The sequence below is a fragment of the Campylobacter sp. TTU_617 genome (assembly GCF_016599045.1).
GTDB lineage: Bacteria > Campylobacterota > Campylobacteria > Campylobacterales > Campylobacteraceae > Campylobacter_D.
This window is the reverse complement of record NZ_JAENKV010000001.1, coordinates 170,163-183,773: the sequence shown is the minus strand read 5'-3', so window position 1 is coordinate 183,773 and position 13,611 is coordinate 170,163. Positions and strand designations below refer to the sequence as shown.

Below are 13,611 nucleotides of genomic sequence, written 5' to 3'. Positions count from 1 at the left end.
TTTTAATTAATGATTTAAAACTTTATTTAAAAATTCTTTTAATCTTTCGTTTTTGGGATTTTCAAAAGTATTATAAGGATTTTCATCTACAACGATATTTCCTTGCTCCATAAAAAGTATTCTATTTGCTACATTTTTTGCAAATCCCATTTCGTGGGTAACCACAAGCATTGTTAAACCCTCTTTAGCAACTTCTTTCATAATATTTAAAACTTCTCCTATCATTTCAGGATCAAGTGCAGAAGTTGGTTCATCAAATAAAATTACATCAGGATTCATCATTAAGCTTCTTGCAATAGCTATACGTTGTTTTTGTCCCCCAGATAATTGATGGGGCATAGTATTTTCTTTATCGCTAAGTCCTATTTTTTTAAGTAGTATTCTAGCTTTTTTAATAGCTTCTTCTTTGGTTAAAATTTTTGTTTTAATAGGTGCTAAACATAAATTTTCTAAAATATTTTTATTATTGAAAAGATTAAAATGTTGAAAGACCATACTTACTTTTTGTCTAATAAGATCAATATTAACCGATGGATCTAAAATATTTTGATTTTTTATATAAATTTCTCCACTAGTTGCTATTTCAAGTTTATTAATACATCTTAAAAATGTACTTTTACCACTACCACTAGGTCCAATAATAGCAATGATATCACCTTTGTTAATTTGTATATTAATATCTTTTAAAACATTTAAATTTCCATATTTTTTTGATAAATTTTTTATTTTAATCATTATTATTTAATCTCTTTTCAAGTTTTTGTACAATTAGAGTAAATATTTTTACATTGATATAATATATAAGTCCTGTAAATATAATAGGTTTTGGATTATAAAGTAAAGCTTGTAAGCTTTTACTTTGCATTGTGATATCTAAAACACTTATAAAACCAACAGCGGAAGTTTCTTTAAATAAAGAAATAAATTCATTTGCAAGTGCAGGTAAAGTACTTTTTATAGCTTGAGGTAAAATAATCTCTTTCATAGTGATTTTATAGCTTAATCCCATGGCTCTTGCTGCTTCCATTTGTCCTTTATCTACACTATTAATTCCAGCACGAACAATTTCTGCAATATAAGCTGAACTATTAAGTCCTAAAGCTAAAATAGCTGCATAGAGATTATCAACAAAAGTAAAAATAACGAAGGCAAAAATCATAAGCTGTAAAATTACAGGTGTGCCACGAATAATATCTATATATTCATCTATAAGAAGGTTTAAAAATTTAATTTTTGAAAATCTTAAGATAGCCAAAGAAAATCCTAAAACTATACCAATAATAATGCTAGAAATGGTTAAAAGTAAAGTAGTAAAATAACTTTTAACATAAGCTTTAGCATCTGCTGTATAGGTATATTGAAGTTCATTATTTACATTAATTTGTAAAATTTCTATAGGAAAAGAAAAATAACCCCAAAGAATTATTATTGCAAAAAAAATAAAAGTTTTGATATTTTTTTGAGTCAATTTTCAACCTTAAAATCACAAAATAAAAAGGACTTATTTTATTAAAAAATCTCTTGATTTTTTCTTTAAAATTTAAATTTTTGTGTTACAATTTTTTATAAATTTTTAGTGGTTTTAGCTATGTTTGATTGGATTATTACGACTTTATTTTTTATTTTTATGATATGTTTGATTGTAGGTTTTAACCACCAAATTCAAGAAAAAGCAAAATTAAGAAATGAAAGAGAAAAAAGATATAAAAGGAAATAAAATGATTAAAAAAGTTTTAATTCCCTTAGCTCAAGGTTTTGAAGAACTTGAATTTATAGGGATAAGTGATGTTTTAAAAAGAGCTAGCGTCTTAAGTGATAATCTTGAGATATATATAAGCTCTTTAAATAAAGAGTTTATAGTCAGTGGAGCACACGGTATTCAAATTAAGGCTGATTTTATTCTTGATGATATTGAAGATAAAGAATTTGATGCTATTGCTCTGGCCGGTGGTTTTGAGGGCATGAGTAATCTTAAGACAAATACTACAATTTTAAATATCATTAAAAAACTCAATTCTAATGGAAAAATTATTGGCGCTATTTGCGCGTCGCCTATTGTCCTTAATGAAGCTGGAGTTTTAAAAGGAGAATTTACTTGTTATCCAGGTTGTGAAAAAATGCTTAATGGAGTTTGGGTTAATAAAGCTGTATGTGTCAATAAAAATATTATCACAAGTGCTGGACCTGCAACTGCTGTTTTATTTGGATTAGAGCTTGTAAAAGCTTTATGTGGTGAAGAAATTTATGAAGTTTTATACAAGGCTATGCTTGTTCCTTTGCTTAAAAGTATAAATTAAAATTTTTAGTTTAAATTTATATAACTTTTTTAAAAAATTTAGAATTAGAATTCTATAATTTCCTTAAGAATTTAATTTTTAAGGAAATTAATGAGTCAATTTACCCATCTTCATTTACATACAGAATATTCTTTACTTGATGGAGCTAATAAGCTTAAAGAACTTGCTGATACTTTGAAAAGTCAGGGTGCAACTAGTGTTGCTATGACAGATCATGGCAATATGTTTGGAGCTATTGATTTTTATCAAACAATGAAAGCAAAAGGTATAAAGCCTATTATAGGACTTGAAGCTTATTTACATAATCACGATGATATCAGTGATAAAAGTTCAAGACAAAGATTTCATCTTTGTTTGTATGCTAAAAATGAAATAGGCTATCAAAATTTAATGTATTTAAGTTCTCAAAGTTATATAAAAGGCTTATATTATTATCCGCGTATCAATAAAAAAATTTTAGAAAAACATAGCGAAGGTTTAATTTGTTCTTCTGCTTGCTTACAAGGCGAGGTAAATTGGCATTTAAATAACCAAAATGAAAGAAATGCTCGTTTTGGTGCAAAGGGATATGAAAGTGCAAAAGAAGCAGCTCTTTGGTATAAAAAAGTCTTTAAAGATGATTTTTATTTAGAAATTATGCGTCATGGTATCAATGATCAAAGGATTATTGATGATGATATTATCAGACTTTCAAAAGAATTAGATATTAAAATTATAGCCACTAATGATACGCATTATACTTTCAAAGAAAGAGCCGCAGCACATGAGGTTTTTATGTGTATAGCTATGGGAAAAAAACTTAATGATCCTAATAGAATGCGTCATAGTGTTCATGAATTTTATGTAAAAACTCCACAACAAATGAGCGAACTTTTTGCTGATATTCCAGAGGCTATTGAAAATACACAAGAAATAGCTAATAAATGTAATTTAGAATTAAATCTTGGCAATCCAACTCCTCCAAATTTTAAATTTACGCGCGAATATGCAAAAGAATATGGTTTAGTTTTAAAAGATCAAGAAAAAGAATTTAGTTTTGATAATGATGATATAGTTTTTGAATATCTTTGTAAAAAAGGACTTGATGAGAGACTTAAATTTATTGACAAAGAGAAACATGAAGAATATAAAAAAAGATTAGATTTAGAGATACAAATTATTAAAAATATGAAGTTTTCAGGCTATATGCTTATAGTCCATGATTTTATTAAGGTGGCTAAAGATAAAGGAATTCCTGTTGGTCCAGGTAGAGGTTCAGCTGCTGGAAGTTTGGTTTCTTATTGTTTAAAGATAACCGATATTGATCCTTTACCCTATAATTTGCTTTTTGAAAGATTTTTAAACCCTGAGCGTGTTTCTATGCCCGATATTGATGTTGATTTTTGTCAAGATAGACGCTCTGAAGTAATTGATTATGTGATTGATAAATATGGTTCTGATAAAGTTGCACAAGTTATTACCTTTGGTAAGCTTTTAGCACGTGGTGTAATCCGTGATGTTGCTAGAGTTTGTGATATGAGTATAGCTGATGCAGATGAACTTGCTAAACTTATTCCAGAAGAGCTTAAGATAACTCTTGAAGCAGCTTATGAAAAAGAACCAAAAATTAAAGAATTTATAGAAAAACATCCTAAAGGTTTAGAGGTTTGGGAATATGCAAAAGCATTAGAGGGATTAAATCGTAATGCAGGTATGCATGCAGCTGGTGTTGTAATTTCTAATGAGTCTTTATGGAAAAAAACCCCTCTTTTTAGACAGAGTAAAAATGACGAAAGACATTTAGTTACTCAGTATTCTAAGGATCATTTAGAAGATGTTGATTTGATTAAATTTGACTTTTTGGGTTTGAAAACTTTAACAGTAATTAACAATGCTATTAATCTTATAAAAAAACGCTATAACAAAGATATTATTTGGGAGAGTATAGATGTAAATGATCCTAAAGTTTATAAAACTATACAAAGTGGAAATACTTTAGGTATTTTTCAAATAGAATCTGATGGAATGCAAAGTTTAAATGCAAGATTAAAGCCAGAAAGATTTGAAGATTTAATTGCGGTTTTAGCTCTTTATCGTCCAGGTCCTATGGAATCAGGAATGCTTGATGATTTTATCGATAGAAAACATGGCTTAAAAGATATTAAATATCCTTTTGATGTATTAAAAAATATTTTAGAACCAACCTATGGGGTTATAGTTTATCAAGAACAAGTAATGCAAATAGTTCAAATTATTGGAGGTTTTTCTTTAGGAGGTGCTGATGTAGTACGTCGTGCTATGGGAAAAAAAGATCCCGAAAAAATGAAAAAGCTTAAAGATGAATTTGCAGATGGGGCGCAAAATCAAGGCTACAATAGAAAAGATGCCGAAGATCTTTGGGAGCTTATTTTAAAATTTGCAGGATATGGTTTTAATAAATCTCATTCTGCCGCTTATGCACTTATTACTTTTCAAACGGCTTATTTAAAAACTTATTATCCAAGTGAATTTATGGCAGCGCTTTTAACAAGCGAAGAAAATAATGTTGATAAAGTTGCTACTTATATCGAAGAGATGAAGAGAATGAACATAAAATTATTACCCCCTAATATTAATAAAGCTATCCGTGAATTTAGTGCTATAGAGCTTGAAGATGGTAAAGATGCTATTGTTTATGGACTTGGAGCGATTAAAAGTGTTGGTATTCCTGCAGTTGAAAATATTTTAGAGATAAGAAAAGATAAGGAATTTGAAGGTATTACTGATTTTCTTAGTAAAATTGACCCAACTAAAATTAACAAAAGGACATTAGAAAGTTTAATAAAATCAGGTGCATTTGATGAATTTGGTTATACAAGAAAATGCTTATTTAATAATATTGATAATTTAGGCGATATTTCAAGACAAGTAGCAGAAATAAGAAGAAATATTGCTAATTCTTTATTTGGAGAAGATGAATTAACTCAAGATGTTAAAGTTGATATTATTTCTACTCCAGAAGAATTTGATTTGATGGAAAAACTAAATTATGAAAAAGAAATCTTAGGAATTTATGTTTCAGGTCATCCACTTGATAGTTTTTTTGATGATATTAAAGATATAGAATATACAAAAAGCATAGATTTTTCAGAGTTAAAAGGAGGTGGAGAGCTTTTAAATGTTGGAAAAATGGAAGATTTTAAATCTATGGTAAGTAAAAATAATAAACGTTTTGCAAGGCTTGAAATTTTAGATTTTTATTCTTCTTATGAAATTACTGTTTTTGAATCAAATATTGAAAAAATAGAAAAAATTTATAAAGATGAAAAAAGCAAGAATTTAGCTTATGGATTTTTTCTTCATTACAAAAGCGATGAAGGTAAGGTAAGTTTTTCTTTAAAAGATGTAAAAACTTTAGAAGAGTTAAAAAATACAGAATATAAAGCTTTAAAAGTAAATTCGAAAAATTATAAAAAACAAGATTTTATTAAAGAGCCAAAAGAATTTGAAAATAATATTATAGAGCTTGATTTAAGTAAATTAAATCGTGAACTTGTTTATGAGATACATGAAATTGCTAGAAACGCACACAATCCAAATGAAAAAGGAAATAAAAAATTGGTTTTAAGGATTATAAATTCTGGATCTTGTTTGCTTTATCATACAGATTTTATTATTTCTGATAGTATTAGCGAACACATTCTTAATAGATGTAGCTCATAAAGGTAGGGTAAAATAAAAATTTTTAGGATCTTTTTTAAAGCCAATTTTTCCTTTGTGAGCTTCTATAATTTGCTTACAAAGGCAAAGTCCAAGTCCATTGCCTTTAAGTTTGGTAGTTTTAAATGCTTCAAAAACTAAATTTTCATCTTTAATTTGGATTCCATTATCAAAAACTTCTATAATTAGAGTTTCTTTTTTCAAAGAAGCTTTAATTTGGATTTTAGGATTTTTACTTTCATTTTCTTCAATTGCATCAATACTATTATAAATTAAATTTTGCAAAACCAAGCTAATAAGGGCTTTATCTGCTTGGACATTTAAACTAAAAAAAGAAATATCAAATTCTATGTCCGAATAAAAATTATAAGAATTAATGGCTTGTTCGCATTCTTCTTTTAATTCTAAAAGATTAAAAGTATGAAGATTTATATGAACACCCTTAGTAAAAAGTAGGGTAGAATTTACTATACGCTCAACTCTTGCAATAGCTTTTTGAATTTCTAGTACAATATGCTTGTTTTTTAACTCACTTCTTGAGAAAAGAGTAGAGGCAAGTAAAGAAATAGAACCTATCGGATTTCTAATTTCATGGGCTAAATGAGCAGCAACGCTCCCCATGCTAGCAAGTCTTTCGTTACGTTTTTCATCGCTTATATCTGTAGCACTTATGATAGTTTTATCACTTTGTTTAATGATTTTAATTGTATAAAATTTTGTCTCAAATTCCAATTCATAATGCTCTTTATCTAAACTAATTTGTTCTAATAAATTTTTATTTTTTAAAGCTTGATGATTTTGCAAGATGATATTTTTTTTAGGATCTAATATCCATAAACAAGTAGGTAAAACTTCTATAATCTCGCTTACCATTGCTCTTAAAGAGTTATAGCTTTCATTTAAAATTTTATATTCATTTTCTATTACATAGGTTTGTTCGATTAAATTTTTTAGTCCTTCTTGTAAAGTTTCTTTTTCATTAGAATCAAGACTTTTAAGTATATTTTCATTCATATATCTTCCTTAAATAAGAATTCAAAATCTTTTAGTTCAAATAAAAGTAATTTTTCATTTTGTTTTTTATTGAGCTCTTTGCTAAAGCCATTTTTTGAAAAAATAATATAATAATCAACATCTAAATTTAAGATTTCAGCTTTTTTTTGAAGTTCATTGAAAATATTTTTGCAAATTTTTTTATTTTTAAATTTAACTTCCCCAATAAAACTTAAATTGTTATCTTTGTAATATAAATCAATTTCTAATTTTCTATCCCAATAACTTTCAACAGGATAGATATTGAATTTTTTTTCTAAAAATTCTCTTGCTAATTGTTCAAAACAGAATCCTTGATAATGCTCTAATTCTTTTTGAATTAAATTTAAAATAAAATCAAATTTTTTCTCTAAAATTAAATGTTCATAAGGTTTTAAAAATCTAAAAAAAAATCTTAAAAAATGATTTTTAAAAATAAATTTATCTTGTATAACATACCCTCTTAGCTCTTTTTTTATTTTATTTCTTTTATCTTTTTTTATTTTTTCTTCTTTGCTTTTTTCTAGTTTTAAAATCCCTGTTTCTAATAAATGATTGCTAATAGCTTTTGCTTTAAAATGATTGATTTTTCTGTTAATAGAATAAATTTTTCTACTATTTTTTGCTAAAAGATTTAAAGCGTAAGAGCTTAAAAAATCAAAAGAAAATTGTTGATTTAACGAAGTATAATTTTTAAGAAGTATATTTTCAATACTTTCAAAAAAAGGTAAAGAAAAATAAGAAATATTTAATCCATCAAAAACACTATAAAAATCAAATAATTGTTCAGCTGGTAGATAAGAATGTGTTTTTGCAAATGTGCTAAAAGTAATATTTTTCCTTTATATAAAAATTATTATTGTATAATTTTAGCAAATTTTTAAAGGATTGTATTTGGAAATTGAAGATTTAAGAAAAGATATTATTTTAAAAAAAGGAAGTTATTATTTTGATTTCGCAGCAAGTGCTTTGGCACTAAAAAGCGTAGAAAAAAAAATTTCAAAGATTTTGCCTTTTTATGCTAATACCCATTCTGATAGTTCTTTGCATTCTTTTAAAATTCAAATGCATTATGAAAATGCAAGAAAAGATATTAAAAAAAGTTTAAAATTGGATAATAATTTTGCTTTAATTTCTTGTGGTACAGGATCTTCAAGTGCTATAAAAAAATTCCAAGAATTGCTAGGAATTTATGTTCCACCTAAAATAAAAGAAAAATATTTTAAAGATATGGATATTAAAAAATTACCTTTAGTTATCGTAGGTCCTTATGAGCATCATTCCAATGAATTATCATTTAGAGAAGGGCTTTGTGAATGTATTAGAGTTCCACTTGATAAAAACGGAGAAATTGATTTTATTTTTTTAGAAAAACTTTTAGAAAAAAATAAAAAAAGACAAATCATTGCAAGTTTTTCTTTAGCTTCTAATGTTACAGGTGTTTTAAGTGATTATGAAAAAATTTCTAAATTAGTTAGGTCTTATAAAGGTATTGTTGCTTTTGATGCTACAAGTTTTATTCCTTATAAAAATATATCTTGTAAATTTTATGATGCTTTATTTATAAGTTCTCATAAATTAATAGGCGGTATTGGAGGATGCGGAATTTTGGTGATTAAAAAAAATCTTTGTGGCTCTAAACCATCTTTTGCAGCAGGAGGAACTGTTGGATATGTTTCAAGAACAACTCAATGCTATCTTTGCAATGAAGAAGCTTTGGAAGAGGGTGGAACTCCTGGAATTTTACAACTCATAAGAGCTAGTTTAGCTTTTAAGATTAAAGATGAAATTGGATTAAAACAAATACACAAAGCTGAAGAAAATTTAAAAAAATACTTTTTTTTAAGGTTAAAAGAGATTAATGATTTAAAGCTTTATGCGGAAAATTTATATAAAAGATTACTTATTTTTTCTTTTAATATTAAAGGAATTTCACCTTTTGATCTATCTTACGAGCTTAGTAAAAAATTTCACATAGAAACAAGAGCAGGTTGCACTTGTGCTGGACCTTATGGGCATGATTTATTAAATCTTAAAGATAATGCTAAGATTACACAAAGACCAGGATGGTTGAGAGTTAGTTTGCATTATACACATACAAAAGAGGATATTGATTATTTTTTTAAGGCTTTAGAGAAAGCCTTATTAAGATTAAGATAATTCTTATTTTAATTGATATTTTATAAGCAAGTTTTCATATATGCCATTTTGCTTAAGTTTTTCCAAAGTTTGGTTAATTTTTTCTATAAGTTCTTTTTGTTTATCTTTGTCAAAAGCAAAACTAAATCCACTGCTTCCATCATCTTCTTCAAAAAAAGAACTAAGATCAGTATTTTGTTCTAAGTATCCTTTGGCAACATCTTTATCTAAGATGATTGCATCAATCTTTTTATTTTTAAGAGCTAATATAGCAACATTTAAATCAGCATTTGCTTCAACTATTGCATTTTTAATATTCTTAGCAGCATTTTCTTGCAAGGTTCCAAGTTGAACACCTATTTTTTTATTTGCTAAGTCATCTTTAGTTGTTAAGCTTGTATCATCTTTTCTTTTGATATAAAGATTTTTAGTCATATAATAAGTATTGCTAAAATCAGCATTTTTCTTTCTTTCTTCTGTAACACTCATAGCAGAAGCTATCATATCAATTTTACCAGTTTTTAAAGCAGGAATTAATCCATCAAAATTCATTTCTACCCAATTTAAACTAATATTTAAATCTTTTGCAATAGCTTCTGATAAATCTACATCAAAACCTGTAAGTTTTGAATTTTCTTTGTAATCAAATGGCTTATAAGTTGGTTCTATCCCAACCTTTAAAATGTGATTTGAGATTTCATTTTTAGATTTTGAAGAATCACAAGCGTTAAAAAGTAAAGCGATACCAAACATTAGGGCTAGAATTTGTTTTTTCATTTTTCTCCTTTAAATTTTAAAATAATTTTAATTATATAAAATTTTTTTGATAATTTATACTAATTATTATTTTTTTATAAAATATAAATAATATTTTTATGAAAAATTAAATATAAAGGATATTAATGGAAATTCGTGTTTATTATGAAGATACAGATTCTGGAGGAGTTGTTTATCATAGTAATTATTTAAAATTTTGTGAAAGAGCAAGAAGTGAATTGTTTTTTAAAAAAGATATAGATATTTTTAATGAAAAAACAGGTCATTTTTTGGTCACTAAAGTAAATTGTCGTTTTTTAAAATCAGCAAAACTCGGGGATATATTAAGAGTTAAAACAAAACTTTTAGAAATTAAAAATGTTTCAGCGCTTATAAGACAAGAAATTTTTAAAGATAATGAAAAAATTTTTGATGCTGATTTTACTTTAGCCTTTTTAAAGGATTCTAAAATTTCTAGAATAGATGAGAAATTAAAAGAAATCTTTGAAGAATTAATGTAATTCTTCAAAATTTGATTTTAAGCCTTTTACAAGTTTGATTTTATATATAAATTGAGAATTTTCTAATTCTTCTTCAAAAATTCTTTGACTTTTTGAATTTAAAAATTTTGTATAAAAATAATCTATTCCAACACTTGTTGCATAAGCAATCCAATTATAATCAATATTTTGATTAAAAATTTCATTGAGATAGGACAGATTATCATCGTTATTATTAATGGAATTAGCTATGATGAAATTTTTTCTGTCATTAGGTTGAGTTAGACTAAGAAATACAGGATTGTAGTTTATTTGGGTAGATAATAAAACAAAAGGATGAATATCATAAAATCTTAGTTGAGAACTACTTAAAGCTGTTTTAATTAGTGGAGTATTAAAAAATATTGAAGCATCATTTAAATTTCCTTGAGATTTAAAAAGTTTTTCAAAATCGAGCTTATCACCTTCAATTTTATAAACTCTAGCTTGATTATTTTGACTTAAGATTTGAGTATTTAAATTGTTTGATAAGATAGAATTATCACTAAAAATTGCTATGTTAGAATTAGAATATTCTAGTAATTTTTTAATTTGTTCACTATAATCAATACTTCCGAAATAAATATTTTCATTGTTTATATTTGTATTGCTTTTATGTATAGTAGGTATAAATATTTTTAAATTTCCTTTATAATCATTTAAAGCATTAACGCCTTTTAAGGTAAATCCTGCTATGAGATATTTATAATTTTGATTTTCAATTTGTGATAAAGTTTGTTTAATCTTTACTTCATCTTCTGTACCAATTAAAAAAACTTTAACTTTAATTTCGGCACGTTGCTTTAAAAGATAAGCAATGCTTGCATTAATTATAGTATTAGAATAACTTTTAATTGTTTTTTCTGGAATAATAATAGCTATTTTTACAGAAGTAATTTTTTGTAAATTTGTTTCAAAGTCAGTAATGGAGTTAAGAAGTTTAGAATAAATATTTGATAAAAATTTATCTTTATTATCTGTAAATTCGCTTAAAAAACTAAGATACATTTTTGTTTCTAAAAGTTCAAATAAACAACTAGAATCGCAAAAATTTGTATTCAATTTAGGATAAAAATTTTGCACTAAATCACCTTCTATAAGCTTTTGTTCTTTTGAATATGAAAAACAAAACATAAAAGAGATGATTAAAAGTATTTTTTTCATAAAAATCCTTTAAGTTTTTTTAGATCTTCAATAAATTTTTGTTCATAGCTTGGATTTTTTTCTATAAAATCAAGCTCAAAGCTTGGTAAAATAAAAAAATTTTTATAAGAAAAAATTTCACCACGTAAAATATTAAAATCTTTTAGACCCAAGCTTTGGAAAGCATACTCTCCAAGACATAATAAAATTTTAGGTTTTATAAGATTTAATTCATTATAAAAAAAAGGTAAGCAAGATTGTAGCGAAAAATCGTCATTTTTTCTATAATCAAAACATTTAAAAAGATAGGAGAAATAAAAATCTTTTTCTTCTAAATTTAAATATAGTTTAAGATATTCTTTAAGTAGAGAACCTTTGTGAGAATTTAGCAAAATTCCACTTTCATTTTCACTTTTATCTCCATGAGAAGTTAAAATCATTAAATTGACTTTTTTTTGCACTTTTTCCATTAAAGAATTTTTTCTATTTTTAGAAAAATGACATAAAGTGCATTGTTTTACATTATTATTTAAATTTGCAAAGCTGATATTATATTCATTTTTATAAGGAAAGTCTTTTAAAAAACTATAACCCATAGCTTTAAGATAATGTAAATCCCTAATCATTATTACTTAATTTATTTAATTGGTCTTTGTTTAAACGATATATTCTCCATTGATTTAAATGAATTGAAGATAAATTTTCATAAAATTTAATACCTTCTTTATTATCGTTTAGACAAAGCCATTCTAATCTTTGCAAATTTTCTTTTTGACAAATATCAGCCAAAAATTTAAAAACTTGTTTTCCATAGCCTTTATTTCTATATTCTTTTTTTAGGTAAATATCTTCAAGATAAATTCCATTGGCACCCAAAAATGAAGAAAAAGTATAAAAATAAATCATATAGCCTATAGTTTTATTATTTTCTTTTAACAAAAAAGCTTTGGCTACTTTTGTTTTAAAAATAGAGTGATATAAATTTTCTTTATTACATTTTATTTTATCTTGCATAATTTCATGCAAAGCAAATTCTTTAATTAATTCTATTAAAATATCTAATTCTTGTTCTTTTAAAACTTGTATTGCAAAATTTTGCATTTTAGTACCTTATTTAAGATAATTTGCGTAAAAATTTATCAAAATAAATTAAAATTAGCTTTAATTAAAAGCAATTTTAAGTAAGATTAAATATAATACCTGATTTATAACATATTTTATTAAAATTAAGGAAAATAGACTATGAAAAGAACTTATCAACCACACAATACTCCAAGAAAAAGAACTCATGGTTTTCGTATGCGCATGAAAACTAAAAATGGTCGTAAAGTTATTAATGCAAGACGTGCTAAAGGGAGAAAAAGATTAGCGGTATAAAAGAATTTTCAAGACTTAATCAGTCTGAAGAATTCTCGCTTATTTATAAAAAAGGTAAAAAATGGCATTGTAAAGGAGCTATTATTTTTTATCTTAAAAGTCCAGAAAAAAAGGTTGCTTTTGTTGCAAGCAAGAAAGTTGGGAAAGCTGTAGTAAGAAATAGATCTAAACGTGTATTGCGTGCTTTATTTTTTAGCATAAAAAATCAGCTTGAATATGGAAAATACATAATAGTTGCCAAAGCAGAAATAAAAGATTTTTCTTTTTTTGAGCTGGAAAAAAATTTCAGATGGGGTTTAAAAAAAATACAATGTTTAAAAGAATCTGCTTAGCAATAATAAAATTCTATCAAAAAAATATAAGCCCCTTAAAACCAAAGGTTTGCAGATATTATCCAAGTTGCTCGGAATATACATCTTGGCAATTTCAAAAAAATCATTTTTTATTCGCTTGTTATTTTTCATTTTTAAGAATTTTAAAGTGTAATCCTTTTTTTAAAGGCGGTATAGATTATCCTAAAATTTATAAAATAATTAAACATACAAATTTCTGCTTTAAGCCTATTTTTTTAGCCAAAAAAAGACTTAGTTTTTTATATATCCCTTGTAAGGATAAGGGTTTTTTTATTATTAAAATAATATAAAAGGAAT

At 25.5% G+C, this 13,611-nt stretch carries 16 protein-coding genes; 8 read left to right on the top strand and 8 right to left on the bottom strand.

Annotated elements, in window-relative coordinates; translation table 11 throughout:
* Positions 1-6 precede the first annotated feature (6 nt).
* Positions 7-735, bottom strand: a complete 729-nt coding sequence (locus tag GQV94_RS00875) for an amino acid ABC transporter ATP-binding protein (protein WP_200169103.1) — start codon at positions 733-735, stop codon at positions 7-9.
* On the bottom strand, positions 728-1,468 hold the full coding sequence (locus tag GQV94_RS00870) for an amino acid ABC transporter permease (RefSeq protein WP_200169102.1): 741 nt from the start codon (positions 1,466-1,468) through the stop codon (positions 728-730). Before GQV94_RS00870 ends, GQV94_RS00875 begins: the two co-directional genes overlap by 8 nt.
* A 120-nt stretch (positions 1,469-1,588) precedes the next feature.
* Between GQV94_RS00870 and GQV94_RS07870 the strand changes: the two genes are divergently transcribed.
* The 3 genes from GQV94_RS07870 (at position 1,589) to dnaE (ending at position 5,978) form a co-directional block, all read left to right on the top strand.
* Positions 1,589-1,717 carry a hypothetical protein gene (locus GQV94_RS07870; RefSeq protein ID WP_267904815.1) on the top strand — a complete coding sequence of 43 codons (129 nt, stop codon included), beginning with the start codon at positions 1,589-1,591 and terminating at the stop codon, positions 1,715-1,717.
* Between the two features lies 1 nt (position 1,718).
* Complete coding sequence (locus GQV94_RS00865) at positions 1,719-2,297, top strand: DJ-1 family glyoxalase III (RefSeq protein ID WP_200169101.1); 579 nt, start codon at positions 1,719-1,721, stop codon at positions 2,295-2,297.
* A gap of 90 nt (positions 2,298-2,387) precedes the next feature.
* Positions 2,388-5,978 carry a DNA polymerase III subunit alpha gene (gene dnaE / locus GQV94_RS00860; protein WP_200169100.1) on the top strand — a complete coding sequence of 1,197 codons (3,591 nt, stop codon included), beginning with the start codon at positions 2,388-2,390 and terminating at the stop codon, positions 5,976-5,978.
* Here dnaE and GQV94_RS00855 read toward each other — a convergent pair.
* Both GQV94_RS00855 and GQV94_RS00850 read right to left on the bottom strand, forming a co-directional pair.
* The gene (locus GQV94_RS00855; protein ID WP_200169099.1) at positions 5,973-6,989 is read right to left on the bottom strand and encodes a fla regulon two-component system sensor histidine kinase FlgS; all 1,017 of its coding nucleotides are present in this window, start codon (positions 6,987-6,989) and stop codon (positions 5,973-5,975) included. The genes dnaE and GQV94_RS00855 overlap by 6 nt on opposite strands.
* Positions 6,986-7,753, bottom strand: coding sequence for a DUF234 domain-containing protein (locus tag GQV94_RS00850; RefSeq protein ID WP_200169139.1), 768 nt, complete (start codon positions 7,751-7,753; stop codon positions 6,986-6,988). Before GQV94_RS00850 ends, GQV94_RS00855 begins: the two co-directional genes overlap by 4 nt.
* Before the next feature lie 142 nt (positions 7,754-7,895).
* Between GQV94_RS00850 and GQV94_RS00845 the strand changes: the two genes are divergently transcribed.
* The gene (locus tag GQV94_RS00845) at positions 7,896-9,167 is read left to right on the top strand and encodes an aminotransferase class V-fold PLP-dependent enzyme (RefSeq protein ID WP_200169098.1); all 1,272 of its coding nucleotides are present in this window, start codon (positions 7,896-7,898) and stop codon (positions 9,165-9,167) included.
* Between the two features lie 3 nt (positions 9,168-9,170).
* On the opposite strand, the gene GQV94_RS00840 is transcribed toward GQV94_RS00845, so the two are convergent.
* Positions 9,171-9,923, bottom strand: a complete 753-nt coding sequence (locus GQV94_RS00840; RefSeq protein ID WP_200169097.1) for a transporter substrate-binding domain-containing protein — start codon at positions 9,921-9,923, stop codon at positions 9,171-9,173.
* A 125-nt stretch (positions 9,924-10,048) separates the two neighbouring features.
* On the opposite strand from GQV94_RS00840, the gene GQV94_RS00835 reads away from it, so the two are divergent.
* Positions 10,049-10,423, top strand: a complete 375-nt coding sequence (locus GQV94_RS00835) for a YbgC/FadM family acyl-CoA thioesterase (protein ID WP_200169096.1) — start codon at positions 10,049-10,051, stop codon at positions 10,421-10,423.
* Here GQV94_RS00835 and GQV94_RS00830 read toward each other — a convergent pair.
* Genes GQV94_RS00830 through GQV94_RS00820 form a run of 3 tightly spaced genes read right to left on the bottom strand, consistent with a single transcriptional unit; the run spans position 10,415 to position 12,685 of the window.
* Positions 10,415-11,605, bottom strand: coding sequence for a hypothetical protein (locus GQV94_RS00830; protein WP_200169095.1), 1,191 nt, complete (start codon positions 11,603-11,605; stop codon positions 10,415-10,417). The genes GQV94_RS00835 and GQV94_RS00830 overlap by 9 nt on opposite strands.
* On the bottom strand, positions 11,602-12,210 hold the full coding sequence (locus GQV94_RS00825) for a uracil-DNA glycosylase family protein (protein ID WP_200169094.1): 609 nt from the start codon (positions 12,208-12,210) through the stop codon (positions 11,602-11,604). The genes GQV94_RS00830 and GQV94_RS00825 overlap by 4 nt, the downstream gene beginning before the upstream one ends.
* The gene (locus tag GQV94_RS00820) at positions 12,203-12,685 is read right to left on the bottom strand and encodes a GNAT family N-acetyltransferase (protein ID WP_200169093.1); all 483 of its coding nucleotides are present in this window, start codon (positions 12,683-12,685) and stop codon (positions 12,203-12,205) included. Before GQV94_RS00820 ends, GQV94_RS00825 begins: the two co-directional genes overlap by 8 nt.
* Before the next feature lie 141 nt (positions 12,686-12,826).
* Between GQV94_RS00820 and rpmH the strand changes: the two genes are divergently transcribed.
* Genes rpmH through yidD form a run of 3 tightly spaced genes read left to right on the top strand, consistent with a single transcriptional unit; the run spans position 12,827 to position 13,604 of the window.
* Positions 12,827-12,961 (top strand): 50S ribosomal protein L34, encoded by a 135-nt coding sequence (gene rpmH, locus GQV94_RS00815; RefSeq protein ID WP_131163412.1) that lies wholly within the window; start codon positions 12,827-12,829, stop codon positions 12,959-12,961.
* Positions 12,958-13,293: a ribonuclease P protein component gene (gene rnpA, locus GQV94_RS00810; RefSeq protein WP_200169138.1), complete on the top strand. Its 336-nt coding sequence runs from the start codon at positions 12,958-12,960 to the stop codon at positions 13,291-13,293. Before rpmH ends, rnpA begins: the two co-directional genes overlap by 4 nt.
* Positions 13,272-13,604, top strand: coding sequence for a membrane protein insertion efficiency factor YidD (gene yidD, locus GQV94_RS00805; RefSeq protein ID WP_200169092.1), 333 nt, complete (start codon positions 13,272-13,274; stop codon positions 13,602-13,604). The genes rnpA and yidD overlap by 22 nt, the downstream gene beginning before the upstream one ends.
* Positions 13,605-13,611: the final 7 nt, after the last annotated feature.

What these genes read in the sequence shown, in the direction of transcription:
- GQV94_RS00875 (WP_200169103.1), bottom strand. Translation starts at nt 735, where the DNA reads ATGATTAAAATAAAAAATTTATCAAAAAAATATGGAAATTTAAATGTT.
- GQV94_RS07870 (WP_267904815.1), top strand. Translation starts at nt 1,589, where the DNA reads ATGTTTGATTGGATTATTACGACTTTATTTTTTATTTTTATGATATGT.
- GQV94_RS00865 (WP_200169101.1), top strand. Translation starts at nt 1,719, where the DNA reads ATGATTAAAAAAGTTTTAATTCCCTTAGCTCAAGGTTTTGAAGAACTT.
- dnaE (WP_200169100.1), top strand. Translation starts at nt 2,388, where the DNA reads ATGAGTCAATTTACCCATCTTCATTTACATACAGAATATTCTTTACTT.
- GQV94_RS00855 (WP_200169099.1), bottom strand. Translation starts at nt 6,989, where the DNA reads ATGAATGAAAATATACTTAAAAGTCTTGATTCTAATGAAAAAGAAACT.
- GQV94_RS00840 (WP_200169097.1), bottom strand. Translation starts at nt 9,923, where the DNA reads ATGAAAAAACAAATTCTAGCCCTAATGTTTGGTATCGCTTTACTTTTT.
- GQV94_RS00835 (WP_200169096.1), top strand. Translation starts at nt 10,049, where the DNA reads ATGGAAATTCGTGTTTATTATGAAGATACAGATTCTGGAGGAGTTGTT.
- GQV94_RS00830 (WP_200169095.1), bottom strand. Translation starts at nt 11,605, where the DNA reads ATGAAAAAAATACTTTTAATCATCTCTTTTATGTTTTGTTTTTCATAT.
- GQV94_RS00825 (WP_200169094.1), bottom strand. Translation starts at nt 12,210, where the DNA reads ATGATTAGGGATTTACATTATCTTAAAGCTATGGGTTATAGTTTTTTA.
- GQV94_RS00820 (WP_200169093.1), bottom strand. Translation starts at nt 12,685, where the DNA reads ATGCAAAATTTTGCAATACAAGTTTTAAAAGAACAAGAATTAGATATT.
- rpmH (WP_131163412.1), top strand. Translation starts at nt 12,827, where the DNA reads ATGAAAAGAACTTATCAACCACACAATACTCCAAGAAAAAGAACTCAT.
- yidD (WP_200169092.1), top strand. Translation starts at nt 13,272, where the DNA reads ATGTTTAAAAGAATCTGCTTAGCAATAATAAAATTCTATCAAAAAAAT.